Raw genomic sequence first — 25,333 nt, forward strand, 5'->3', positions numbered from 1 at the left:
ACAAACTTGCGGATTAAAGGTTGGCCCTTCTTTTTTAAAAAGTTTTGCCTTCCATTTTTTTGCCATCAGCATCCAGTTCCACCACTTCGTAACCCAGCTTTTTAACCTTTTCCATAATGGTGGCTTTGTCGCCTACCAGCAGGATGTTCATTTGCTCGGGTTTCAGTTGTTTTTGTGCAATGGCTTTCATTTGCGCCGGTGTCATGCCCTGCAAAATTTTAGCTTGCTGCGCTACAAAATCAGCTGGCAGGTTGTAGTTCAGAATACGCGACACAAAAGCGGCTTTCTGGAAACCGGTTTCGTAGTTGCGGGCATCGGCCTGGCCAATGGCGCTTTTCATAAAGGCCACTTCATCAGGCGTAGGTCCGTTTTGCACATACTCTTTTATTTCCCGCATTACCTCGGCCAGTGCGCTGTCGGTAGCGCCTGCTTTAATGCCCGAGCTAAACTCGTAGTCGCCGGAATGCTCATCGCCGCTAAAGAAAGAGCGGGCACCGTAGGTCCACCCTTTGTCTTCGCGCAGGTTGAGGTTGATGCGGCTGTTAAAAGCGCCGCCCAGCGGCCAGTTCATCAGGTAAGCCTTGTAGTAATCGCCGGTTGCGTCGTATTTGAGCCCGGTAGTGTAGCCCACACGAAACTCGCTTTGCGCAGCCTTAGGCACATCCACCAGGTATACTTTTGTTTTATCTACAGCCGGTGTGGGGTCGATCTTGGCCAGCGTGATTTTTTTCTTGGGCAGCTTGTTCAGGAACGCCAGTTTGGGCGTCACTTCAGCTTCGGTGATATCGCCTACCACCACCACGTTAGCATCAACCGATGTCATGTAGTTGTTGTAGTAGTTCTGGATATCGGCCAGCGTGATGGCTTTCACGGTTTCCTCGGTACCTTCCTGCGGCATGCCCAGGATGTGGTTGTCGCCGTAGTTTAGTTTTGCAAAAACGGCATCGGCCACTGCATCGGGCTGGGCCTTTTGCGCTTTAAACGATTCCAGTGTTTGCTTTTGAATGCGGGTAAATGCATCTTCTGTAAACTTCGGGTTCAGCATCCGCTCTTCCAGCAGCTTCAGCGTTTTATCGAAGTTTTTCTTCAGCGATTGTACGGAGTAAACAATACCATCGGTGCTGCTGCTTACCGAAATGGACGAACCCAGTTTTTGCAATTCCACCGCCATTTGTTCGGCCGTGTAGTTCTTGGTGTCTTCGGCCATCATATCAGAAAACAGCGAAGCAAGGCCAGCTTTTTTCAGGTCGCCGGCCTGCGCCAGGTGACCACCCGGAATGGTAACCGAAAATGTAACCAGCGGCACTTCGGTGTTTTGGGTGCCGATTACTTTAGCGCCGTTGGGCAGGTTCTTGCGCCAAAATGCAGGCACTTTCACCACGGGATTAGCACCGTTGCCCGGTACTTTTTTGCGGTCGAAATTGTCTTTTGCTTTGCTGTAGTTGAGGCCTGCATAACCGTAATCCGGCGCTTTGTAGCCCGAAGTATCGATTTTAAAATTGTCCGGTGCAGCGGCCATTTTTTCCTGCCCTTTGGGCAAAATGCTCAGTACCACCGAAGGCTTGCCTTTGATGTACTGGTTGTACACCCGCATTACATCTTCCTTGGTAACAGAAGTGTACATTTTCAGCAACTCCGAAATTTTATTGGGGTTACCAGTAAATGTTTGGAAGGCCGCCAGCTGCGATGCCTTGCCCGAAACGCTTTGCAGGCCGTTGATCAACTGCGACTCAATGCCGCCCTTGAATTTTTCCACGTCTTCGGCGGTTACGCCACGGGCTTCAAACGAATCCAGCGAAGCGCGGTAGAGTGCTTCCATATCGGCCAGGGTTTTGCCCGGCAGCGGAATAAACTGGAACATCAGCTCGCCGGAAAGCTCCGACAGTTGCGAAAAACCGCTGGCGTTCAGTGCCAGTTGTTTTTTTACCAATTGCTGATACAGCACCGAGTTGCGGCCCTGGCCCAGCACCTGCGCCAGGCATGCCAGCGGCGCCATATCGGGGTGGTAGTTGGGCACGGTTGGGTAGGTAATAGCCAGTAGCGGCAGGCGTGCATAGTTGTCTACATACGAAGTATAACGGGTGGTGCCCAACTGCGCAGCAGGCAGGGTAACCGGTGCCACTTCGGGGCCACGCGGAATAGAACCAAAATATTTATCTACCAGCTTCACCACGTCGGCAGGTTTCACATCGCCGCCAACGGTTACCGTGGCGTTGTTGGGTCCGTACCAGCGCAGGAAAAAGTTTTTGAGGTCGTTCACATTCACCCGGTCCAGGTCTTCCACATACCCGATGGTGAGCCAGGAGTAGGGGTGGCCGTAGGGGTAAAGTGCCTGGCTTACTTTTTCAAAAGCCAGTCCATAAGGGCGGTTGTCGTAGTTCTGTCCCCGCTCGTTTTTTACAGTAGCCCGCTGGATCTCGAATTTTTGCTGCGTTACCGCATCTAGCAAAAAACCCATGCGGTCGGCTTCCAGCCACAGCATTTTTTCGAGCTGGTTGGCGGGTACGGTTTCAAAATAGTTAGTGCGGTCGCGGTTGGTGGTGCCGTTCAGCGTGCCGCCCGATTCGGTCACTATTTTAAAATGCTGTTCGTCGGCCACGTTATCGGAGCCCTGGAACATCATGTGTTCGAAAAAGTGTGCAAACCCCGATTTCCCGATTTCTTCACGTGCCGAACCTACGTGGTAAGTTACATCCACATGCACCACGGGATCGCTGTGGTCTTCGTGTACAATAACGGTAAGGCCGTTGGGTAAAACATATTTCTCGTAAGGGATGACCAGCTCAGTGCCGGTCTTGGTTACCTTTTCCACCAGCTTAGCCTGCCCAAACGCCGTGCTTACCAGCAGCAGCGCACCGGCGGCAAGCACCAGTACTTTGTTTTTCTTCATGTGTCGTTGTGTTGATGATCAATGGTTGCGGGCACCGGTTGCAGTGCCTTTGTGCAGTGTTGAATGAGGGCTACAAGTTACTGCAAAGCGGGGTTGCAGTTTTTACCGCTTGTCATTTTTTTACAACAGGGCGCTGCGGGCCGCTTGCCGTTTGTACCGCAGCTTTGCCGTGCATGCATTGTGTTGTTTGTGCCGTTGGCGGCGTCGGGTTTTCTTTTTTATTTTAGCCAAAATTTTACCGAACATGACTCCTTATTCCCAACGATCACATGAAATAGACTATAAAATACTGGGCGAAGAAATGCAGTGCGTGGAGATTGAGCTTGATCCCAACGAAACCGCGGTTGCAGAAAGTGGCGCCTTTATGATGATGGATGACGGCATCCAGATGGAAACGATTTTTGGTGACGGCAGCAGCCAGCAAAAAGGCTTTTTAGGCAAATTAATGGGCGCCGGCAAACGCCTGCTCACCGGCGAAAGCTTGTTTATGACGGCCTTTACCAACGTGGGCCAGGGCCGTAGAAAAGTAACTTTTGCATCGCCTTATCCGGGCAAGGTTATTCCTATGGACCTGATGCGGCTGGGTGGTAAAATGATCTGCCAGAAAGATTCGTTTTTGTGTGCGGCAAAAGGGGTGAGTGTGGGCATCGAGTTTCAACGCAAGCTGGGCACGGGCCTGTTTGGTGGCGAAGGCTTTATCATGCAGAAATTGGAAGGCGATGGGCTGGCATTTGTACACGCCGGCGGACATATTGTGGAACGCGATCTGCAACCCGGCGAAATGCTGAAAGTGGATACCGGCTGTTTGGTAGCGTTTACCCCTTCGGTTGATTACGACATCCAGTTTGTAGGCGGTATCAAAAATACTTTTTTCGGTGGCGAAGGGCTGTTCTTTGCCACGCTGCGCGGCCCCGGCCGGGTTTGGATCCAAACCTTACCGGTAAGCCGCTTGGCCAGCCGCATTTTGCAATACGGCACCACTACCCGCAAAGGCGAAGGCAGTGTGCTGGGCGGATTGGGTAATGTGCTGGATGGAGATGGATGGTAGAGAGTAGTTGATAGTTGGTAGTTGACAGTTGTTAGTAGGTTTATTACAGTATTAAAATAAAAAGAACGGCGCTGATATATCAACGCCGTTCTTTTTATTTTAAGGGGTTAGTTACTGACGGCCTTTTTTCTTGTCTTTTTTGCGGCCATAAATGTAGCCGGTACCGGCACCTACCACACCGCCAATCACTGCGCCTTTACTGTCGTTGCGGCTAACGGCTGCACCGGTAGCGGCACCCGCTGCACCACCAATGGCTGCACCTTTGGCTTTTCGGCTCCAGCCTTTTTTGGTTTTGGTCCTCGTTTGCGCATCAGCATCATTCACTACACCCGAACCTATGGTCAGGGCAAAAGCCAGGGTCAGTATACTCAAACACTTTTTCATAGTTCCGTTTTTTGGTTAACAATGGGTATCACACGGCGGGTATAAAACTAAAATCAGGCCAATGGAATACTCGCTAATCAACGGACCGGTACGTTCCCCAATTTGTTGCAGCAACATTTAATAACAAAATGGGCACTGTTTATTCTTCTATACCTGAAGGTATAATGGTGATGCTGCCGTCTTTTTCCAGTACGGCATATTTTACCTGGTCCATCCGTTCAAGTCCTGGGTTCTGGCGGGCTGCCTGCATCACATCTTCTTCATCTACACCGGTCTTTTTCATTCGTTCTTTCAGCGGTTGTCCATGGTCTACCACAATCAGCGGCAGGCCCTCGGCAACCCGGTCAAAAAGCTTGAATTTTTCTTTGAAAAAAGAAAGCACTACATCAATGCCCATAAGTGTGGCAATCAGCAGCATGGCGTTGGTGATGCTGTAGTCTTCGCCGACCAGTGCGTTTTGCGTTACCTCCGAAATAATGAGCAGTACCACAAAGTCAAAAGTGGTGGTATTGGCCAGCCTGCGTTTGCCCATGAACCGGAATATAATGAGCAGGAACAGGTAAATAATGACGCCTCGCATTACCGGGTTCATATCAGGGATATATAAAGTGAGAAATAGGAATAAACTGGTCGTTGATCCACACGGCGCCGTGCAGGTTGCCGGTGGTTTGCGGCTTGATGAAAAAATGCGCCATCAGGTTCTGGTCGGTTTGAAAAACATACCACACCTGCCCGCTGCGGATAAATGATGCTTCGGGCTGCGGCACAATATGTTCCACCTTCAGGTGTTGCATATAATCAAGCGGAAAAGAAACGGCCGACCGGCCGGCCACGCTGGTCATGCTCACCAGCATATCCATTTCGCCATTGTGGCGCAAGAAGCGATCGAACTGGATCATGGCACTGCCTTGCCGCAACACTTTTTTACTTAAAATGCCCTGGCCAAAAAAGCCCAGTGCTCCGGCAATAACAATAGCCATAATGATGGCCCTGCCAATGGGTTTGGCGATCCATCCTTTTCGATGCAGCTTCAGGTCTTCATCCAGGTCGAGGGAGTGATGTACTTCTTCAAAACGGGTACTCATTGCCGTTCATTTTGTTGCACCTGTGCAAAATGAAGGCCAAGGAAGAGAGTTGGTAGTTGACCGTTGGTAGTTGGTAGTAGGGAGATGACGGATGATAGATGGTGGGCAGACGGGAGTTGAGAGTCGGGAGTCGTGGGTTGATTAAAAATTGTTGTTAGGAATTTTTTGTCAAATGAATTGCTGCTAACAAGTGCCGTCATTGCGAGGCGCAGCATCAGCGTTATGGTTTGGTAAAAAACATGCGCCGAAGCAATCTCCCATTTGCAATCACTATTATCTCCAGCAAACGTATTTATTCAATGAAAAGAGGATTGCTTCGGCGGATGATTTACCATAAAAAGAAAACTGCTCCTGCGCCTCGCAATGACAGCGGAGGCCCTGCAACGCTCTATTACTATCAACTGTCAACTACCCACAATCATCCATCATCTACCATCCATCATCACTTCCCTCACCGCCTGCTCCGGCGGTGTTGCGGTTATGCCAAACCGTTGGGTAAACTTGCTGCTGTCGAAAACATAGTCCTGCTCAAACTGGTACACCATTTCTTTGAACTCCTTCAGCACCGGAACAAAAATGCCCAGCCATCCCATAGCCCATTTAGGCAATACTGAAATACGCGGTTGTTTGTGCTGCACGTTTGCAATCAGCTCCACCCATTGCCTGCCGGTAAGTGGTGCGGCGGTGGGCAGGTGCCAGACTCCATTCCAAGCATCCGGCGTTTGCGCCAGCAGTGCCATGGCGTTTGCAGCATCGGGCACGTAGGTAAATGCGTGTAATTTATCTGCGTTGCCCATCCACATGGCCTTTTTTCCTTTGGCTAAATTGTTGGCCACCATTTCCACCAGCACGCTGTTTTTAGAGCTGATAAAATCGGCTGCCCGAACGATCATCGCCTGCAGGTTGCCGGCAGCAATTTCATCCAAAATCATCTGTGCAATCTGTGCCCGTACGGCACCTTTTTTACTTACCGGCCGCACCGGCGTTGCTTCAGTAAGGTGGTGCAAATAAGCAGGGTCGTACATATACACGTTGTCGAAAAATACCAGCTTGGCACCATGCTGTTTGCAGGCATCAATTACATGGCGCATGATGATGGGCCACTGTTGTTGCCATACGGAAGTTTTATACTCCAGGCCAGCCACCAGGTATACTGTTTCCGATCCGGCCACGGCTTTTGCCACAGCGTCTTTATTGGTAAGATCGGCTGCAAACAGTTGGTCGGTTTCCGCCAGTTTTTTGGGGTTGCGGCTTACTAATCGAATGTTGGTGGTGTAGGTGCGGAGCGCATGGGCAAGAGCTGTGCCTACAGGGCCGGTAGCGCCAAGAATGGTGTGCATGATATGGGGTTGTGGGCACAAATGTAAGCAGGCCGTTTATAGGCCGGCAAAGAATTGGATCGGCAGTTTTGTAACGTGCAACAACGCCAACCGTTTTGGCCTTAGGCTTAAGTGTATAAGCCAGCGTCCTTGCCCTCCTTTGTCATGCAGGTGTTTTCTTTTCACCCCGCTAACATTCATCATCCTTGCAATCCCTTTGGCATTCGTACCTTTGCACCCTCAATTTTGTATATGACACGTACACAGGAGGTTCTTCAGGATGTGGTGATCAAATTTGCGGGCGACAGTGGCGATGGCATGCAGCTTACCGGCACGCAGTTTACCCAAAACACCGCCCTGCTGGGTGCCGACCTTTCCACCTTCCCCGACTTCCCCGCCGAGATCCGTGCCCCACAGGGCACCATCCCCGGGGTAAGCGGTTACCAATTGCGTTTTTCTTCCGAAAGCATTTATACGCCTGGCGATCAGTGGGATGTGCTGGTGGCCATGAACGCCGCCGCACTGAAAACCAACCTTAAAAGCCTGAAAAAGGGCGGCAAACTCATTGTAAACGTAGATGGGTTTGACGTTAAAAACCTGCGACTGGCCAATTACCCCGACGGCATCAACCCGCTGGATAACGGTTCGCTGGAAGGCTACGAGGTGATCAAAATGGACATCACCAAAATGACCCGCGAAGCGCTGAAAGAAGTACAGGGTTTGGGCACCAAGGAAAAGGACCGCGCCAAAAATATGTTTGTGCTGGGCTTTTTGTACTGGATGTACAACCGCGATATGGCCAGCACCGAGCAGTTCCTGACCGAGAAGTTTGGTAAAAAGGCCGAGATCCTCGATTCCAACATCAAGGCGCTGCGGGCCGGTTACAACTATGGCGATACCACCGAAACCTTTACCACGCAGTTCCGGGTGGAAAAAGCCCGCATTGCCGCCGGCTCTTACCGCTCCATTATGGGCAACCAGGCACTGGCCTACGGCCTTATTGCCGCTTCGGTTAAAAGCGGCTTGCCCATGTTCCTGGGCACTTATCCCATTACGCCGGCTTCCGACATTTTGCACGAGCTGAGCAAGCATAAAAACTTTGGCATTAAAACCTTCCAGGCCGAAGATGAAATTGCCGGTATTTCGGCAGCCATTGGCGCAGCTTATGGCGGCCATTTGGGTGTAACCACCACATCGGGTCCCGGCATGGCGCTGAAAACCGAAGCCATGGGCCTGGCCATGATGCTGGAGATTCCGCTGGTGATTGTAAACGTTCAGCGTGGCGGCCCTTCAACCGGTTTGCCCACCAAAACGGAACAAAGCGATTTGCTGCAGGCTTACTATGGCCGCAACGGCGAATCGCCCATGCCGGTGGTATCGGCATCCACGCCATCCGATTGTTTTGAAGCAGTGTACGAAGCCACCCGCATTGCGGTGGAGCACATGACGCCGGTGATCTTTTTGAGCGATGGCTATATCGCCAATGGTGCCGAGCCCTGGATGTATCCTTCTGCCGACAGCCTGCAGCCCATCAAGGTGGAATTCAAAACCGAGCTGGGCTACGACGAAGCCAAGTTTCAGCCCTACAAACGCGATGAGCGGGGTGTGCGGCCCTGGGCTGTGCCCGGCACGCCAGGATTGGAGCACCGCATTGGCGGATTGGAAAAAGAAAACATTAGCGGCAACGTAAGCTACGACCCCGAGAACCACCAGCTGATGGTGAAACTGCGCCAGCAAAAGGTGGACATGATTGCGCAATATATTCCGGAGCAGCAACTGGACAATGGCCCCGAGCAGGGCGACCTGCTGGTGCTGGGCTGGGGCTCTACCTATGGCGTGATCAAAACGGCGGTGGCCGAAATGATTGCCGAAGGCTACAGCGTGGCGCATGCTCACCTGCGGTACATGCGGCCGTTTCCGCGCAACCTGGGCAACATGCTGCGCAACTATAAAAAAGTGCTCATTCCCGAGATCAACAACGGGCAGTTGGTAAAAATTATCCGCGCCGAATACCTGGTGGATGCGCAGGCCTACAACAAGATCATGGGTGTGCCCATTACAAAGTCGGAGTTGATTGATGCCATCCGCCGTCGGATTGCAGATTAAAAAGCATTCGCTGTCAGCATCATAAATTAAAAGGCCTGAAAGACTTGTTCTTTCAGGCCTTTTAATTTTCAACACCTCATTTTGCCCCTGTCATCCTGAGCGCAGCGAAGGATCTGAACCTGCACCAGCAAAAAACTTCGAAACATCAAAGAGTCTGCCTTATATCCAATCATTCCTCATTTGCAAAACGCAGATGCTTCGCTGTGCTCAGCATGACAAAGGCATAGAGGCTTTTATGTAAAAAGGGCCACATAGACTGAAAGCTATGTGGCCCTTTTTACAATAATATTCTTTCAATCAATGAAGCTCGGGGTGCCGTCAATAATCAATCAACGGCGCACTGCTGCTGATATTGGGGTTGGACGCACCATACAGCGCTGCCACGGCAAACGCCACCACCGATGCAATCAGTCCCCACATGAAAATGGTGTAGGCAATGCGCAAAAACCGGTATTTGCGGGCCAGCACCACGCCCAGGAAATAAATGTCCTTGATCATGCTGTTGTACAGGTACTCGCGGTCTTTCAGCATTTCGTTCATGCCCCATTGGTACTCCTCCAGCTGCATGCGGAAGAAGTTGCCAAAAAACAGGAGGTTGGCCCGCTTGCTGCGGATGTCTTCCTCAGTAAAGCGGCCGCTGCTCACCGATGGGCGGGTGGACAGTATGGCAAAGATCATGGCGCTGAGACAGGTGATGGCCAGCATGGCCGTGGGAATAATGTATTGTTTATAATACGGAATGCGGACCAGCAGCACCGTAAGCACTACTGAAATAATAATGGCGTTAACCGAGATCATGATGTTGGCTTTGCCATCGGCCAGCGAGCTCAGCTCAAAATGGTTATTGGAGGTGGTGCGAAACATGGTTTGCACGCCGCGTTCCGTTGTTTTTTGCTCGGCCTTGGCCAGCTCGGGGTCGGTAATGGCGGCGGCCTGCGTGTACGGAAACACCGGCGGCTCGGGCTTGCTTTCCGGTTCGGCTTTATCGGCTTTGCCGCCTTTTTTGTGCAGGCTTTGCAGGTTGGCTGCTTTTTGCGGCTCCAGGTGCTCTTTGCCGTAGTCGGTAAAATAGCGGTGCGTTTCTAAAAACGTAATGTTGTTTTTGCGCCACTCCTTGCCCGATATTTTGCGGCCCAGCAGCGCTTCCTGTTCTTGCTTCAGCAACTGGCTGCGGGCTTTAAAATCCTGGGTGGAAAGATGGTACAGGTCGGCATCGCAGAGGATTTTTTCCACCAAACTTACCGGCGACTGCGGCATGCGGGTAGCCTGGATGCAGGAGCCCACTCGTTGTTGAATGATGGGATCGGCCTCCTGGCCGGCCAAAAAATCCTGGGCTATGCGTACGCTTTCGGCCTCGTGGCCGGTGGCTTCGCCTTTAATATATCCGGTGTCGTGAAACCAGGCTGCCAGCATCAGAACCAACCGGTCGTCGGCTTCCAGCTTGTGGTAATCGGCCATGTAGCTGCAGGCTTCCACCACATCTTCGGTATGCTCCAGGCTGTGAAAAACAAACTGCGGCCGAACCCGGTGCTGGTATAAATCGGTCACAAAATCCCTTGCTGCGCTCAATAATAGCTCATTGGTTTCGGACATGGGTGGTGCGTTGTTTGATACTTAAAGTTATTAAATGATGAGAAAGTTATTTCAAACAGGATGCCCGGCACCGTTGTGGATGCTCCTAGTGCCGGTAATGCTTTGCTCAGCTTGTTCCGATAACAGTTACAGTTCGCCGCGGGGTTACGACCTGCACCGGCCGGTGGTCCGCGAACTGGGAAAAAGTCTCAACGAAATATCCGGAATTTTTTACGTGCCCGGCGAAGATGCACTGGTAGCCATTGCCGATAGCAAGGACAATATTTTCCGGATTGATCTGCGGCGGGAAAAGCTGACCGACAAGGTAAAGGACTTTTATGAACAAGAAGATTTCGAAGACATCGTGCAACTCGATAGCTCGCTGTTTGTTTTGATTTCAAACGGCAGCATTGTGGAAGTGCCCCTGCAGCGCCCCGACAGCGTGAATGTATTTGCCCTCAACCCCGATGGTAAAAACGATTTTGAATCGCTGTATTACGATCCTGTGGCCAAAGGCCTCATCATGCTGTGCAAGGAATGCGATATGGACGATGCCACTAACGGCCGCTCCGCGTTCAGGTTCGATTTGGAAAACCGCCGGTTTGATTCCGAGCCTTTTTATACCATCAACGACAGTGAGGTGATGAAGGTGCTGAAAAACGACGATGTGAAATTTAAACCATCCGCCGCGGCCATCCACCCTCTGGAAGGACGACTGTACATACTGGCTTCGGCAGGGCAGGTGCTGGTTATTGCCGACAGGCGGGGCAACGTGGCCGAAGTGTACCGCCTCAACCCCGACCAGCACCCGCAGGCCGAAGGCATTGCCTTTGCCCCCAATGGTACCATGTACATTTCCAACGAAGGCAAATACGGCTCCGCTACCCTTAAAATGTATAATTACAACAAAGCCCTGCTGCGGCAAACCCAAACCAAGAAGTAATCATGAAGCACCCTGTGGTATTGATGCTGTTGACCCTTTTTTCCTGGTGTGCCCATGCGCAGGAAGACAGCATTCAACAACGTATTTTTTTAATTGGCGACGGCGGCGAACTGCACAATGGTAAGCAGGTGGTGGTAGACTGGCTAAAAAAGAACGTGGACTGGAACGATACCCGCAACGTGGCCATCTATCTCGGTGACAATATTTACCCATTGGGCCTGCCCATGGAAGGCGAGGAAGGCTATGGTTATTATAAACGCATCCTCGACAGCCAAATCGACCTAGTGCGGGGAAAAAAGAGCAAGGCCTATTTTGTAATGGGCAACCACGATTGGATGAATGGAAAGATCGGCGGCTGGCAACGGGCCATCAACCAGATCAATTACATCAATGAACTGGAACAGGAAAATATTGCGGCGCAGCCCACCGATGGCTGTCCCGGCCCCGTGCCCATTGAAATCAGCGACAAAGTGGTGCTGGTGATGATGGACAGCCAGTGGTTCCTTTACCTGCACGATAAACCCGGCCCCGGCTCCAACTGCTCCTCCAAAACGGTGGAAGAATTTGCTACCGAGCTGGCCGAAATTGCAGCTTCGCATCCCAACCAATTGCTGGTGTTGGCCATGCACCATCCTATGTATTCGCATGGCTCGCATGGCGGCGATTATACCTGGAAAGAGCACCTGTTTCCATTTACCGCTGCGCGGAAAAATCTATACATCCCGCTGCCTGTTTTGGGCTCTATTTATCCCATTGCCCGCGGCGTGTTTGGCAACGTACAGGACCTGAAACACCCGTTGTACCAAACCATGATCGATGTGATCGAGCCCATTTTAAAAAGCCATAAAAGCGCCATTGCAGTAGCCGGCCACGAGCACAACTTGCAGCTGATTGAAAAAGACAGCGTGCATTATATTGTAAGCGGCTCAGGCGCCAAGCTTACCCGCCTCAGCGAAAAAGGCAAGATGGGCAAACTGCTTTTTTCCGACCTCAATTTTGGATTTGTACAAATACAGGTACGCAAAAGCGGCCGCGTTACGTCCAGTTTTTACAACATCAACAGCAAAGACCTGTCGGACCCCACGTTTGAGCGGGACCTGAAGCCGATTGATACCGTGCTGCAGCAGATTCCCAAAGATTCGATCCCGCAATTGCCGCCAAATATTTTGCTGGCAGCCAACCCAAAGTTGGAAGGCAGCAAGTTGAAGAATTTTTTCCTCGGCGAAAACTACCGGTCGGAGTGGACCACACCCATCAGCATGGAAGTGCTGGACCTGGGCAAAGAGCAGGGCGGCCTTACGCCAGTGCGCCAGGGCGGCGGTAAGCAAACAAGATCGCTGCGCGTTGAAACAAAAGAAGGCCGCCAGTGGGTGCTGCGTTCCATTGAAAAGTTTCCGGAAGCCGCCATTCCACCTGATCTGCGCACCCCTTTTACAAAGGCAATAATAGAAGACGGCATTTCGGCATCGTACCCATTTGCGCCGCTGTCGTACGGCCCCATGGCCAATGCAGCAGGGTTGCCGCCCATACGCCGCAAACTGGTGTATATCCCCGACGATCCAAGGCTGGGGCGCTTTCGCAATGTGTTTAAAAACTCGATGGCGGTGCTGGAAGAGCGGCAGCCGGTTTGGGTAAAAAAAGCATACAACACCGAAGAACTGGTAACGCGTTTGGCCAAAGACAACGACGACCATGTGGACCAGCGTGAAGTGCTGAAAGCAAGGCTGCTCGATAACTTCATCATGGACTTTGACCGCCACGACGACCAGTGGCAGTGGGCTACCCGCGATACGGGCAAGGGTAAAATCTATTACCCCATTCCACGCGACCACGACCAGGCATTTTTTGTAAACGAAGGGCTGGTGCCCAAACTGGCCCGCAAGCCCTGGTTTGCGCCGGAGCTACAGGGTTTTGACGTGCGGGCAAAAAACATCCGCACCTTCAACAAGCCTGCCCGCAATTTCGACCGCTTTTTCATGAACGAACTCGACTGGTCGGTTTGGGAGCGTCAGATCGATACATTTTTAACAGCCATGACCGACAGCGTGATGGCGGTGTCGCTGCGGCGCCAGCCCAACGAAACCGAACGCAATCATATCTACGAGATCTTCAGCAAGCTGCAACAGCGCCGCTATGTTTTTCGCGATGAAATGCGCAAGTACTACAACTTTATTTCGTCGGAAGTAAACGTGGTGGGCACCAACCAGCGGGAGTTGTTTTTGGTTAATAAAAACGACAGCGGTTATGTAGATGTTTCGGTGTTTAAAATAGACAAACAAGGGCAGCGCAGTTCCCGCATTTACCAGCGCCTGTTCAATCCATCCGAAACAAAAGAGATCCGCCTGTTTGGTTTGAAAGACAACGATTCGTTCCAGGTAAGCGGCAGCAAAAGCCCCATCCGCATCCGCATGGTAGGCGGGCCCGGCGAGGACAAGTTTTTAAACAACAGCGATGGCGGTAAAAAAGTAATCGTGCACGATGTGACGTTTGAATCGAACCGGTTTGAAGGCGACACTTCGATTTTTGCAAAACAGGTATCGGCCAACCCGCGGCAAAACATGTACAACCGCCAGTTTTATAAATACGGTTATGTGCATCCCAGTGTTTCGTTAGGCTATAATATTGACGATGGTTTGTTCCTGGGCGGCCGTGCCGAGTGGTTCAAACAAGGATTTAGAAAAGAGCCGTACAAGGCCCGGCACATGCTGGTGGCACGGCGTGCATTGAAAACTTCGTCTACACAATTCCGTTGGGAAAGTGAATACGTGCAGGTGTTTAAAGCCACCGACCTTGTGCTGCGTGCCGATGTGCGGGCACCTGTGAACGTGACCAACTTTTTTGGCATTGGCAACAATACGGAGTTCGATCAGTCGGCTCCCGGCCGCGGCGACCGGTTTTACCGTGTTCGCTACAACTATGCCGATGCTTCGGTGCTGTTGCGCCGCCAGTTGCAGTCGTGGTTCCGTATTTCTTATGGCCTCACGTACCAGGGCTTTCAAATGAAACAGCAGGAAAATGAGGGCAAATACGTGTCGGAATATTTTGCAGCAAGCGATGGTGATGACCTGTTTCGTGCACGGCACTATATGGGTGCCTATCTGGGCCTCGACATCAACTCGCGGAACAACCGCGTTATACCCACCCGTGGCCTCGGCTTCGACATGAAAATACGGCCCATGTTTGGCCTCAATGGCGTGAGCAACAACATGACGCAATTAAGTGCCGACATGCGGTTGTTTGCATCGTTTGAGCCGGCTGCCAAACTGGTGTATGCCTTCCGGCTGGGTGCGGGGCACAACATGGGTAATTATGCTTTTCAGCAGGCGCAATACCTGAGCGGCACCGAAAACCTGCGGGGCTTCCGCCGCGACCGTTTTGCCGGCCGCTCCATGGTGTACAACAACCTGGAACTGCGCATCAAAATTGCCGACTTCAACACGTACCTGTTTCCCGGACAAGTGGGTGCATTTATCTTCAACGATGTGGGCCGTGTGTGGGAACGGGGCGATCCTTCGGGCCGCTGGCATGTGGGCAACGGTGCGGGTATTTATGTTTCACCCATACGCCGCTTTGTAATAACGGCAACGGCTACCCGAAGCAAGGAGGAAAAGTTTTTGCCGATGGTGCAGTTTGGATTTTTCTTTTAATTGGTGCGGCCACAAGTGGATACACTGATTGGTTGAATAACTTTGCCAGTGGCCAAACCTACAACAACAACATGACCAATATAAAAGTAATAGCTTTCGATGCCGACGATACGCTGTGGATCAATGAACCTTATTTCAGGGAAACGGAAGAAGCTTTTTGCCGGTTGATGGTGGACTTTTTACCACCACACACTGCTGCCCGGGAGCTGCTGCAAACCGAAATAAAAAACCTGCCCTTGTATGGCTACGGCATCAAAGGTTTTATGCTGTCGATGATTGAAACCGCACTCCATATTTCGGGCGGAATGGTTGATGCAAATGGCATTGATAAAATCCTTGAATTAGGTAAAGCTTTACTGGCCCGACCCATCGAACTGCTGGAAGGTGTAGAAGAAACTTTAGTGGCTTTAAAATCGCGGTACCGGCTGGTGGTAGCCACCAAGGGCGACCTACTGGACCAGGAGCGAAAGCTGCGCCTGTCGGGCATTGAGCACCATTTTCACCACATCGAGATCATGTCGGATAAAGGCACCCGTGATTATCAAAAACTGATCAAGCATCTCGACATTCAGCCCGATGCGTTCATGATGATCGGCAACTCGTTAAAGTCGGATGTGCTGCCCGTGCTGGAGTTGGGTGCGCATGCTGTACATGTGCCGTTTCATATCACGTGGGAACACGAGCAGATCCATCAGAAAATTGAACACGCTCATTTCAGGGAAGTAAAGCATGTGCGGGAACTGCTGCCTGAATTGTTGGCTTGAAGTGCTTTTTGAAAGCACATTAAAACCATTATACTTTCAAATAAAACGCCTCGACGGATGTTTTCCGTTGAGGCGTTTTAGTTATTTGAAACATTCGTTTCGATATTGATGCCAAGTCGCTATCAAAATAGTTTCTTGTTACTCAGCATCTGTCATGCCGAACTCGTTTCGGCATCTCCCACATCTAGCGGAGTTTACAAGAGCACAAGGAGATGCCGAAACAAGTTCGGCATGACAACTCCAAAATTCAAAAATCCTGCTTGATGGCATGTTGGTTTAAAATGTTTACAGAGATGCGTTTTGCTCAAAAGCCGTCTGCCGAACTTCGGCAAAGGCATTTCCGAAGTAGTGGATTTAGCAATGAATTGTTAGCGGTTTAGGCTTAGCTAGTTGCTGCCCATCCTTTTCATTTACGATTTTCACAACGGTTTTACCGGAATACACATATCAAAGATGTGCAGGTTTTGCGGGTGTGTCTTAGCATCATTCAGATGATTGATGTAAAAATTGCGGTGATCAGGCTGATAACCGTTCTGTTCAAACCACACCTCGAAGATGTAGTCCCAAGTAGTGAAGCACTCCTCCAGGCTGGCTTCTTTATGCACCACAGCATAAAGTCCGCCGCTAATGGTTGTTGTACCAATAAGCCCTTCACCAGCCGTATTTTCTGGTACCGTTAAACATACATCTGCTTGCACCCTTCCGGATAAGTTTGCATTACTTCGGTAAACGGTCAACGCCTGTGTATGTGGAAAGTTGATCAGCCCTTTCGGAACTGCCCAATGGAATAAAAGATCAAACATTTTAGCGAAGGTGGCGCTGTCATGGATATGCACATCCAGGTTGCGCACATATGCAACATGCAGTTCAGGGAGTTCAAGCACTTTGATGTTAAGTTCTTTTTCCTTGCTCGTATTCATCATTTCCATTTGATTTAATTTATGAGCAAGGTAGTTTTCGACCGTAAGGGGCTCATTGCCGGTCTTGCTTTCCTCTTTGCAGATCTTGCTATTGTGATAGACTGCTCGCCATTGGGTAGCACTCACCTTTTTTACTTCCTTGAAACATCTGGAGAAAGCAGAAGTATCACTAAACCCGCACTCCAATGCTATGCTGCTGATTGATTTCGACGGATGGTTGACAAGGTAAAATAGGGAACGCTCAATTCGCGATTGAACAATAAACTCGTTCAGTGCAGAACCGGTTACTGACTTAAAAATGCGATGAAAGTGAAATTTGGAAAAGTTAGCCTGACAAGCCAGTATTTCCAACGACAGTTCATTGTGTAGGTTAGCCTTGATGAAGTCAATGCTTCTGTTTATTCTGAAATAGTATTCTTTAATTGACTCTTCCTTTGTCATGCAATGTTTTTCCTGCCGTAAAATAATTTAAATGTTAGCTGTTTGAGTACCGTCAACAGCTTCCCGCTAACTTTTACTGTAGCACGCCAGTTCAATCAACGCACTATACCGAAATAAGGCTGTCATTTATTTCGTGCATGATGGTTTTGCTTTTTTGCAGCTGTAATTGCAGCTGTAAGTTGGTCAAAGCATTAACCACCTCTATCCCCGACGAAAGGACTTTTCCAATATTCTGCATAAGCAGGCAAATAAAAAGGGAGCAATTACGATTGCTCCCTTTTTTATCATTGTCTATTACAAGCCATCAAGCATTTCCTACAAACTACCCCTTAGCCCCACATGTATCATGCCCCGCTCTTCTGATTTTGCAAACGCCAGCGACACACGTAATTTATGATAAGGCGAAATGATCAGCCCCGCACCAACGCTTTTGTGCAGCAGGTCCGAGGTTTCGCCGGGCTGCCAGATGCGGCCCGCATCAAACAATCCAAAAAGCCCCACTGTGCCGTTGAACCAGTAGCTGCGAAAAGGAAATAGGTACTGCAATTCGTTTTGCGTATAAAAAGCTGTTTTACCCCAAAAACGTTCCCGCCGAAAGCCCCGCAAAGTAGGCCCGCCGCCAATTACAGCCAGTTGAAAAAACTCAGGTTCGCCGGTGACCGCTTTCACGCCACTCAGCATGCTCCACACCACCCGTTTTCCAAACGGGATAAATGAATTGAGGCTGGCGTCGTAACTCACGATTTCCCTTTCGCGGTCTTTCAGGTTTTGCAGGTAAGTGGCGCTACCCTGCACCAGCAGGCCTTTGTGCGGTACGATCGCGTTGTCCAGACTTTCAAAACCATAAGTAACGCGGCCACCGGCAAACTGCCGATTGTCGAATACTTTAGGATTGCTGCCCGAAATGAATTTAGCCACATAGCGGTCGGTATCGTTGCGTACCTGCACCGTTTGCACCACACCCGAAACGCCAAAGCTGTGGCCACGGCCAAAGTTGCGCAGCAACCCGATGCTGGCATTGCCGATTTTGGTGCGCATGCGGTAGAAATTATTGTCCTCCACCTGCGGCGGCGATTCGTTGCCAATGCCAAAAAAGTTGGTCCACCGCACCGCGTCGTATTCCAGCGACACCAACCCGTTCCAGCGGCCAATCAATTCGGTAAAAATGCCTTCGTACCCGGCGCTGATGCCGCCCTGCAAAATGGAATAGTTCAACTGCAGGCGGTGCTGCTGCGCAAAAGGTTGTTTGCGCCAGCCCATTTTGGTCCATTGGTAAGTAAGGCCTGCATAAATGCGGTCGGTGTTGTTGTAAAAAATTATGGGCGAAAGGCCGCGGCGGTCAAATGCAAGATCTTCCCACTCGTAGCGGTGTACCGATGTATTGTTGCGCAGGTGCTGGCGCACCAGCCTGCTGCGCAGGGGCCGCACGGTTCTGTTGTCGTAATAATGCACGCCGCTGCGGCTGGCGCCAATCAGGGTATCGTTGCCGGGGCCGCCAATCATGCGCACCTTTATTTTCCGGCCCGGTGTGCCCGCCACTTCAAACTGGTCGCTGCCGCCACGGCCATACACATTTACCGAACGGGTTTCGCCGTCGTCAAAATTGCGTTCAAACAGCTGCGTTGTTGCGCTGCTGTCCAACGGTGTTACCGATATATTCAGGTTGCCATCACCCGTACCGCTCACTGCAATGCGTTCGTTCGATTGCGTAGCCGAAACATTTACCTCGCGGGCCAGCAACTGGTAATACTCCATGGCATACTGCACCAGCTGGCTGCGGCGGCTTTTTAGTTTGGTTAAAATAGTTTGCGCCGAAAATGAAAGCACTTCGGGCGGCATTTGCCGGATGGCTTGTTGCAACACATCATCGGAAAGTGCCTGCCGCAGTTCTTTGGCAATGGTTTCCCAATCATTTCGCGTCAGGTTGCTGGTAAACCGGTGGTCTAAATAAAGCGCTGTTTCATTTAATTTTCTCGGGTCGGGCATTTTCGCTTCAAATGGCACCAGTCCTTTTGGCTTGGCCACCACCCGGGCTATTTTCACCAGCCTGCCTTCGTACAGCGGGTAAGCTCCTTCATAACTTTCGGTAAATGGGGTAAACACTGTTGCGCCGCTTTCCTGGCGGGCTATCCAGCGCCAGTCGGCCTGGCGCCGCAGGCCTATGCCGAGCAACATATCCAGCAGGCGGCTGCGCAAATACGCCTTTTCATCCACGCGGTATTGCGCCGAGCTGTCCAGCAGCTCCAGCAACCGGTTGGTGCGCACCACGTCATACAACGTATCGGCCCGTTGCGAAAAAGGCTGTTGGTGCAACAGGTACAAGCCGTTGCCCATGTCGCCGGCATGCGGGCCCAGCGCACTGTGTTGGGGTAAAAAAAGAAGCTGCACCGGTGCCGAGGGCAAGCCAGCCGCTGCCGCCATCGGCGCTACCGTAAGCGGTGCATAGGGGTGATATGCCGATGCCAGGTCGTTGGCAAAACCGGAAACAATCGTGTTTTGATAAATCTCGGGAAGCTGCCGCTCGGGGTAAGTACGTACCGGCCGCAGGGCAAACATCTGGCCGCTGGAATTGTGCAGGTACAAAACATGCGCTGCGCCTACATTTTCCGACCGCAGCGGCATCAGCCCGCCGTGTAATTGATCAATTGTTGCGGATGGCGCCTGCACTGGCACCGACCACTCGAGGCGATAGCGGCGGCCCAATGAGCCTTCATTGGAAATGCCGTTGATAAAAGAAGATTCGGGTGCCACCGACCGCATCAATGTGGTGTCGCTGGTGGCGGGTACCTGGCCGCTAACGGGGCTGCATAAAAAAAATGATCCTGCAAACAAGCTGCACCAAGGCAGCATCCAACCTGTTCTGTTGCGCATGTTCCAATATTTAGGCCTGGCTTTTATTTAATCCTGTTTCGCAAACATCTGCCATTGCCCTTCAATAGAATTCTAAAAATCTTGCCACTAGTTTATTTGCCCGCATAGGCATTACTTTTTCAATGTTTCATTAAAAAGCAAAACCGGAAGTGCGGTTTAATTGCAGCCATCAGCCAACAAAAAAGCACCTCCCAAAAGGAAGGTGCTGTATAAAATGAAGGGCTTTTATTTATGCAAATTTAGTAACACCCGGAACGGCTACAGGGTAGAAGCCATCGGCATTGGGCAGTATGGGCGGCTGCGCATCCCACGCATATGCCTTGGGCTGCAGGTTGATGCCCGAGTTGAGTGCTTTGTCCCACTGCACCACCTGTCCGCTATAAGTTGCCATGCGGCCCAAGATAGAGGTCATGGTGCTGTAGGCGCCGTTTTCCGCATCCGAGAATTTGTATTCGCCTTTTGCAATGGCTGCAAATAGCTCATCGTGCTCGGTTTGGTAAGGGTTGTTTTCGGTTTTTTTGTCAAACTGGTAGAGCACGTTGCCCTTCAGGTCCACAATATTGGCAGCGCCGGCCTGGATGCGGCCTTTGGTGCCCACCAGCAGTTCGTCTACCTTGCTCATGGTTTTGGGCTGGTGGCGGCACTGGCTGTTTAAAATTGAGCCATCGGCATAATGAAACTCCACGTAGTGGTGGTCGAAAATTTCGCCGTGGTCCTTGCCTTTGCGTACCTCGCGGCCACCCATGCCCTGGGCTTTTACCGGGTAGGCGCCTTTAAACCAGTTCACCACGTCGATGTTGTGGATGTGTTGTTCTGCAATATGGTCGCCGCATAGCCAGTTGAAATAATACCAGTTGCGCATTTGGTATTCCATTTCGGTTTGGCCCGACTGGCGTGGTTTTACCCACACACCATCGTTGTTCCACCAGGCCTGTGCCGATACGATATCGCCAATCAGTGCTTTGCGCTTATACAGCTCGCGGTAAGAGTTTTGGTAATGACGCTGCAGGCCTACCACCACGTTCAGTTTTTTCTGCTTGGCAATTTGTGCTGCCGCCAGTACTTTTTGCACACCTGCAGGGTCGGTAGCCACAGGCTTTTCCATAAATACGTGTTTGCCCTGCTTGATGGCTTCTTCAAAATGCAGGGGCCTAAAACCCGGAGGGGTCGCCAGGATCACCACATCGGCCAGCGGAATGGCTTTCAGGTATCCGTCGAAGCCCACAAAACGGCGCTCTTCCGGCACGTCGATTTTGGTGGTAATATCACCGCTGCCCGATGCAGTGGCGTTTTCTTTCGACATCAGCGATTTATAGCAGCCATCGAGGCGGTCTTTGAAAGCGTCGGCCATGGCCACCAGCTTTACATCCTGCTTGCTCAGCAGGGCCTGCAGTGCTGCACCCGTCCCGCGTCCGCCGCAGCCTACCAGGGCCACTTTAATGGTGCCGGGGGCGCCAGAAAAAAAGTTGGCGCCTGCCAGGTTGGGCAATATGGCCATGCCGCCGGCAAGGAGGGCTGATTCTTTTACAAAATCTCTGCGGGATTTTTGGGCGTTCATAATGACAAGTTTATGCGTTAAAAGGTGTGAGAAAATTCGGTTGGTTTTCGCTACCGGGTTGCATTAGCGAGGTAAAAGATAAATATTTTATAAATGATAGGCTACCATTTCTGCCGCTTTTCTCCAACGGCAGTGTTTGGATGCACCATTTTACTGCCCCAGGTGCAGCTTGTAAAATGCTTCAGCTTCTTCGGCGGTGGGTTGCTTGAGGGGGCGCACCACGCGGAAGCCTACAAAATGCCCATCGGTAAGCCACCAGCGGCTTTTGGGTATTTGCGGGTCGCGTTTGTTCCAGTCGGGCTGCCAAGAAAGGCGTGCAGCCGGACGAACTCTTTCCGCTGCTTCCTCAAACGATCCGCCCCGAACGCCTTTTGGATGCCGGTTTTCCGGGGTGATCTGCGGATCGGTAGCGCCGTCGGTTACTTTGCTATAATATTTTTCATCAAACTGGTCCAGCGTCCATTCCGATACGTTGCCCAGCATATCATATAATCCCCAGGCGTTTGGTTTTTTCTGTCCCACTTTATGATACACTTTACCGCTATTACCGGCGTGCCAGGCATAGTCGCCCAGTGCGGCTGCATCGTTGCCAAACGGGTAAGTAGTAGTGGCGCCGGCACGGGCTGCATATTCCCATTCGGCTTCGGTAGGCAGGCGGTAAAAATGCCCTGTTTTTTGATACAGCCAACGACAATACATCATGGCCGTAAACTGCTGCATGCTGTTGGCCGGGAAGCCACCGGTTTTGCCCATGCCCCAGGTAAGATCGATATACTGCGAAGTGGGTTTGGTCACTGCATCCACATCCGAGTTGGTGGGTGTGCCTTCGTCTTCAAAAAATACGTTGAACTCGTCGTGTGTTACTTCGTGGGTGCCCATCCAAAAAGGACTGATCGTTACTTTCTTTTGTGGTCCCTCGCTGAGCAATGCGCCTTTTTCGCCTGCAGCAGCGCCCATGTTAAAACTGCCGCCAGGTATGGGCGCCATGCCAAACTTGATGTTGGTTCCTTTTAGGGTTTCTTCGTATGCTTTAAACGAAGCATCGGTGTTTTGGGCAGCAAGCGAAGTGGCTGCACACAATAGGGTGGAAAGCAAATAATGTTTTACGTTGTACATCTTGGGTTTAAATGTATGGATAGTTTTTATTCGAACCGCAGCGCATGTTGTTATTGTGCAATGGTTTGCATGAATGCGGTTTTGTTATAGGTAAATATTTTATCTTGTCTGCCTAACGAAACCAAACATGCAACGCCGCAATTTTTTAAGAAATAGCCTGGCTGCCACTGCAGCCGCATTAGCGCCTGCCACGCTTTTGGCAAAAGAAGAAAACAACGCAGCAAACATCAACCTGGGTCCCAATGCGGGCAAGCCGTTTCAAATGGATTATGCCTTTCACGACGGCATGTTTAAAAACAATGGCGGTGCCGATTTTATTGATCAAATAAAATGGGCCCACGACCAGGGTTTTCGCAGCATTGAAGACAATGGCATGCTGGGCCGCTCGGTGGAGCAGCAACAAAAGATTGGCGATACGCTGGCCAAGTTGGGCATGACGATGGGCGTGTTTGTAATTGATGGTGGCGACAACTGGAAGACATCGCTGGCAACCGGCAAGAAGGAATTTCTTGATAAATTTTTGGACACCTGCAAAAAATCAATCGATGTAGCTAAGCGTTGCAATGCAAAATGGGCTACGGTAGTGCCCGGTTATTTTGAGCGGCGTTTGCCCATTGGCGTACAAACAGGCCATGTGGTGGATGCATTGCGCCGCGGTGCGGAAATATTGGAACCACACGGGCTGGTGATGGTGCTGGAGCCGCTGAGCGATAACCCCGATTTGTTTTTACGCACCTCCGATCAAACCTATGCTATTTGCCGTGCAGTTAATTCGCCGTCGTGCAAAATATTGTTTGATATGTACCATATGCAGCGCAATGAAGGCAATATCATTCAATACATGAACCTGGTGTGGAGCGAAATTGCTTACTTCCAGATTGGCGATAACCCCGGACGAAAGGAGCCCACTACCGGCGAGATGAATTACAAGAATATCTTCAAACACATTTACGATAAAGGTTACCGCGGCATCATGGGTATGGAGCATGGCAATGCACGGCCCGGCAAAGATGGCGAGCTGGCACTGATTGCAGCTTACCGCGAGGTGGATAGCTTCAAGGCAGGAGCGTAGGGGAGTCGTGAAACGTCAAAGTGAATCGTCAATGGTAAATTGGCAATGGTAAATGGTGTGTGGTGAATGAGTTGGTGAGATAAATAGATATAGACATGTAGTAATTGACTGCACTGCATCACTCCATAAATAAAAAAGCACCGCATGAATCCATGCGGTGCTTTTTTATTGAATAGTATATGTGTGTATGAAGCGAATGGCATCGAGTAAAAACATTCACCATTCATCATTCACGTTTGACGCTTCACGTCCCTCACGTTCTTAGCTCTGCGGAGTTTCCAGCAGTTTAAAGAACTGATCCAGTTGTGGCAGGATCACGATGCGGGTACGGCGGTTGAGGCTACGGCTGTTGTTGTCGTCGTTGCTGGCAACAGGCATGTACTCACTGCGGCCACCAGCAGTCATACGCTTTGGATCAAGTTTGAATTGATTTTGCAAAATGCGCACAACGGCAGTTGCACGTTTGGTGCTCAGGTCCCAGTTGTCAACAATGCAGGCATTCTTAATAGGCACATTATCAGTATGGCCTTCCACCAGAAACTCAATCTCCGGCTTCGCGTTCAGTACCTGTGCTACTTTACCCAGCACGGTCATGGCGCGATCCGATACTTCATATGATCCGCTGCGGAACAGCAATTTATCAGAGATAGAAATAAATACGGCACTCTTCTCTACTTTGATTTCAATGTCTGAATCATTTATATCATTGAGTGCACTTTTCAGGTTCATCACCAAAGCCATGTTCAACGAGTCTTTGCGGGCAATAGAACGCTGCAGGTCGGTGATATAAGCATCTTTCGCACCAATATTATCCATCGACTTTTTGATGCTCTCTGCTTGTGCGCTGGAGATCACAGACAGGTCACGCAGTTGATTCACCATCAAGTTGTTGTTCTCCTTTTGCGAAGCCAGTTGCTGGCGTGCCATTTCCAGTTCCGATTCCAGTTGGGAACGACGGCGGGCAGCTTCGGCTTCATCGTCGCGGCACTTTTTCAGATCGTTCTGCACTTGCACATAATAATCATTAAGCTTCGTGTACTTCGATTGTTCCGCTTTAAGGGCTTTACGGCTAACGCAGGAGGAAAGCAGGATAACCAACGCTGCGGCAAACAACAGTGATTTTTGCATCATATTCAGTTGAAGATTTAGTATATAAAAACACGGACGGGACCAAAGTTAGGAGAAACAAATTGCGAAGACCTGTTTGTGGTCAGCTTTTCAGCCTAATGTAAGGTTAATAGAAAAAGATAGTAATGTATGATGCATATTGTAGTTAGTGTTTCATCTATTATATAGTGTATGATCTATCGCAGCATATAGGTAATCGCAAATGTCATTAGCTAGCTGCCCTCGTCTTCTTTTCATAATAATGCGACTTTTCTGCGCACCGTATTGTGCTCATCTATATCTTTGCACCCGCTCATTGAAACAAAACATAATCACAAAGAGGTTTGGAGATACAAAATCAACTGATTTTCTTTCTCTAAAAAAACTTTTGGTTGATTGGTGTAATTATCTTTATCTTTGCACTCCCGAAAACGGGGAATGTGGTTCTTTAAGTGGTTGGTTTTTAGGTAGTTGCGGTGTTTTTAAGAAA

General features: G+C 50.5%; 17 protein-coding genes. 6 read left to right on the forward strand and 11 right to left on the reverse strand.

What is annotated here, in order from left to right; all coding sequences use genetic code 11:
• Window positions 1-34: 34 nt before the first annotated feature.
• Entirely contained in the window at window positions 35-2,890 is a 2,856-nt protein-coding gene (locus DRJ53_RS15350; RefSeq protein WP_114236533.1) for a M16 family metallopeptidase, read from the reverse strand.
• Between the two features lie 244 nt (window positions 2,891-3,134).
• On the opposite strand from DRJ53_RS15350, the gene DRJ53_RS15355 reads away from it, so the two are divergent.
• Complete coding sequence (locus DRJ53_RS15355; protein ID WP_114236534.1) at window positions 3,135-3,938, forward strand: TIGR00266 family protein; 804 nt, start codon at window positions 3,135-3,137, stop codon at window positions 3,936-3,938.
• A 111-nt stretch (window positions 3,939-4,049) separates the two neighbouring features.
• Here the strand turns inward: DRJ53_RS15355 and DRJ53_RS15360 are convergent, their stop codons facing one another.
• From DRJ53_RS15360 to DRJ53_RS15375, 4 genes are all read right to left on the reverse strand, one after another.
• Complete coding sequence (locus DRJ53_RS15360) at window positions 4,050-4,322, reverse strand: glycine zipper domain-containing protein (protein ID WP_114236535.1); 273 nt, start codon at window positions 4,320-4,322, stop codon at window positions 4,050-4,052.
• 139 nt (window positions 4,323-4,461) lie between these two features.
• Window positions 4,462-4,914: a DUF421 domain-containing protein gene (locus DRJ53_RS15365; protein ID WP_114236536.1), complete on the reverse strand. Its 453-nt coding sequence runs from the start codon at window positions 4,912-4,914 to the stop codon at window positions 4,462-4,464.
• A 1-nt stretch (window position 4,915) separates the two neighbouring features.
• Window positions 4,916-5,407: a hypothetical protein gene (locus DRJ53_RS15370; RefSeq protein ID WP_114236537.1), complete on the reverse strand. Its 492-nt coding sequence runs from the start codon at window positions 5,405-5,407 to the stop codon at window positions 4,916-4,918.
• A gap of 425 nt (window positions 5,408-5,832) precedes the next feature.
• Window positions 5,833-6,747, reverse strand: coding sequence for an NAD-dependent epimerase/dehydratase family protein (locus DRJ53_RS15375; RefSeq protein WP_114236538.1), 915 nt, complete (start codon window positions 6,745-6,747; stop codon window positions 5,833-5,835).
• Window positions 6,748-6,978: 231 nt separating this feature from the next.
• On the opposite strand from DRJ53_RS15375, the gene DRJ53_RS15380 reads away from it, so the two are divergent.
• The gene (locus DRJ53_RS15380; RefSeq protein ID WP_114236539.1) at window positions 6,979-8,832 is read left to right on the forward strand and encodes a 2-oxoacid:acceptor oxidoreductase subunit alpha; all 1,854 of its coding nucleotides are present in this window, start codon (window positions 6,979-6,981) and stop codon (window positions 8,830-8,832) included.
• Between the two features lie 318 nt (window positions 8,833-9,150).
• On the opposite strand, the gene DRJ53_RS15385 is transcribed toward DRJ53_RS15380, so the two are convergent.
• The gene (locus tag DRJ53_RS15385; protein ID WP_114236540.1) at window positions 9,151-10,425 is read right to left on the reverse strand and encodes a Pycsar system effector family protein; all 1,275 of its coding nucleotides are present in this window, start codon (window positions 10,423-10,425) and stop codon (window positions 9,151-9,153) included.
• A 37-nt stretch (window positions 10,426-10,462) separates the two neighbouring features.
• On the opposite strand from DRJ53_RS15385, the gene DRJ53_RS15390 reads away from it, so the two are divergent.
• The 3 genes from DRJ53_RS15390 to DRJ53_RS15400 all read left to right on the forward strand — a co-directional run bounded on the left by DRJ53_RS15390 (window position 10,463) and on the right by DRJ53_RS15400 (window position 15,758).
• Window positions 10,463-11,347, forward strand: coding sequence for an SdiA-regulated domain-containing protein (locus tag DRJ53_RS15390; RefSeq protein ID WP_162303892.1), 885 nt, complete (start codon window positions 10,463-10,465; stop codon window positions 11,345-11,347).
• A 2-nt stretch (window positions 11,348-11,349) separates the two neighbouring features.
• Window positions 11,350-14,994, forward strand: a complete 3,645-nt coding sequence (locus DRJ53_RS15395) for a BamA/TamA family outer membrane protein (RefSeq protein ID WP_114236542.1) — start codon at window positions 11,350-11,352, stop codon at window positions 14,992-14,994.
• Between the two features lie 71 nt (window positions 14,995-15,065).
• A complete protein-coding gene (locus DRJ53_RS15400; RefSeq protein WP_114236563.1) occupies window positions 15,066-15,758 on the forward strand; it encodes an HAD family hydrolase in 693 nt (230 codons plus the stop codon).
• Window positions 15,759-16,177: 419 nt separating this feature from the next.
• Here the strand turns inward: DRJ53_RS15400 and DRJ53_RS15405 are convergent, their stop codons facing one another.
• The 4 genes from DRJ53_RS15405 to DRJ53_RS15420 all read right to left on the reverse strand — a co-directional run bounded on the left by DRJ53_RS15405 (window position 16,178) and on the right by DRJ53_RS15420 (window position 22,664).
• Window positions 16,178-17,119, reverse strand: a complete 942-nt coding sequence (locus DRJ53_RS15405; RefSeq protein ID WP_114236543.1) for an AraC family transcriptional regulator — start codon at window positions 17,117-17,119, stop codon at window positions 16,178-16,180.
• Between the two features lie 315 nt (window positions 17,120-17,434).
• Window positions 17,435-19,990, reverse strand: coding sequence for a BamA/TamA family outer membrane protein (locus DRJ53_RS15410; RefSeq protein WP_114236544.1), 2,556 nt, complete (start codon window positions 19,988-19,990; stop codon window positions 17,435-17,437).
• 229 nt (window positions 19,991-20,219) lie between these two features.
• Window positions 20,220-21,548 carry a Gfo/Idh/MocA family protein gene (locus DRJ53_RS15415; RefSeq protein ID WP_114236545.1) on the reverse strand — a complete coding sequence of 443 codons (1,329 nt, stop codon included), beginning with the start codon at window positions 21,546-21,548 and terminating at the stop codon, window positions 20,220-20,222.
• A gap of 150 nt (window positions 21,549-21,698) precedes the next feature.
• Window positions 21,699-22,664 (reverse strand): formylglycine-generating enzyme family protein, encoded by a 966-nt coding sequence (locus DRJ53_RS15420; RefSeq protein WP_114236546.1) that lies wholly within the window; start codon window positions 22,662-22,664, stop codon window positions 21,699-21,701.
• 127 nt (window positions 22,665-22,791) lie between these two features.
• On the opposite strand from DRJ53_RS15420, the gene DRJ53_RS15425 reads away from it, so the two are divergent.
• Window positions 22,792-23,736, forward strand: coding sequence for a hydroxypyruvate isomerase family protein (locus DRJ53_RS15425; RefSeq protein ID WP_114236547.1), 945 nt, complete (start codon window positions 22,792-22,794; stop codon window positions 23,734-23,736).
• Window positions 23,737-23,997: 261 nt separating this feature from the next.
• Here the strand turns inward: DRJ53_RS15425 and DRJ53_RS15430 are convergent, their stop codons facing one another.
• Window positions 23,998-24,867 carry an OmpA/MotB family protein gene (locus DRJ53_RS15430; RefSeq protein WP_114236548.1) on the reverse strand — a complete coding sequence of 290 codons (870 nt, stop codon included), beginning with the start codon at window positions 24,865-24,867 and terminating at the stop codon, window positions 23,998-24,000.
• Window positions 24,868-25,333: the final 466 nt, after the last annotated feature.

Source organism: Paracnuella aquatica (genome assembly GCF_003332885.2).
In the GTDB taxonomy this organism is placed as follows: Bacteria; Bacteroidota; Bacteroidia; order Chitinophagales; family Chitinophagaceae; genus Flavisolibacter; species Flavisolibacter aquaticus.

Coding starts and splice junctions, on each gene's coding strand:
- DRJ53_RS15350 (WP_114236533.1), bottom strand. CDS start 2,890: ATGAAGAAAAACAAAGTACTGGTGCTTGCCGCCGGTGCGCTGCTGCTG.
- DRJ53_RS15355 (WP_114236534.1), top strand. CDS start 3,135: ATGACTCCTTATTCCCAACGATCACATGAAATAGACTATAAAATACTG.
- DRJ53_RS15360 (WP_114236535.1), bottom strand. CDS start 4,322: ATGAAAAAGTGTTTGAGTATACTGACCCTGGCTTTTGCCCTGACCATA.
- DRJ53_RS15365 (WP_114236536.1), bottom strand. CDS start 4,914: ATGAACCCGGTAATGCGAGGCGTCATTATTTACCTGTTCCTGCTCATT.
- DRJ53_RS15370 (WP_114236537.1), bottom strand. CDS start 5,407: ATGAGTACCCGTTTTGAAGAAGTACATCACTCCCTCGACCTGGATGAA.
- DRJ53_RS15375 (WP_114236538.1), bottom strand. CDS start 6,747: ATGCACACCATTCTTGGCGCTACCGGCCCTGTAGGCACAGCTCTTGCC.
- DRJ53_RS15380 (WP_114236539.1), top strand. CDS start 6,979: ATGACACGTACACAGGAGGTTCTTCAGGATGTGGTGATCAAATTTGCG.
- DRJ53_RS15385 (WP_114236540.1), bottom strand. CDS start 10,425: ATGTCCGAAACCAATGAGCTATTATTGAGCGCAGCAAGGGATTTTGTG.
- DRJ53_RS15390 (WP_162303892.1), top strand. CDS start 10,463: ATGAGAAAGTTATTTCAAACAGGATGCCCGGCACCGTTGTGGATGCTC.
- DRJ53_RS15395 (WP_114236542.1), top strand. CDS start 11,350: ATGAAGCACCCTGTGGTATTGATGCTGTTGACCCTTTTTTCCTGGTGT.
- DRJ53_RS15400 (WP_114236563.1), top strand. CDS start 15,066: ATGACCAATATAAAAGTAATAGCTTTCGATGCCGACGATACGCTGTGG.
- DRJ53_RS15405 (WP_114236543.1), bottom strand. CDS start 17,119: ATGACAAAGGAAGAGTCAATTAAAGAATACTATTTCAGAATAAACAGA.
- DRJ53_RS15410 (WP_114236544.1), bottom strand. CDS start 19,990: ATGCGCAACAGAACAGGTTGGATGCTGCCTTGGTGCAGCTTGTTTGCA.
- DRJ53_RS15415 (WP_114236545.1), bottom strand. CDS start 21,548: ATGAACGCCCAAAAATCCCGCAGAGATTTTGTAAAAGAATCAGCCCTC.
- DRJ53_RS15420 (WP_114236546.1), bottom strand. CDS start 22,664: ATGTACAACGTAAAACATTATTTGCTTTCCACCCTATTGTGTGCAGCC.
- DRJ53_RS15425 (WP_114236547.1), top strand. CDS start 22,792: ATGCAACGCCGCAATTTTTTAAGAAATAGCCTGGCTGCCACTGCAGCC.
- DRJ53_RS15430 (WP_114236548.1), bottom strand. CDS start 24,867: ATGATGCAAAAATCACTGTTGTTTGCCGCAGCGTTGGTTATCCTGCTT.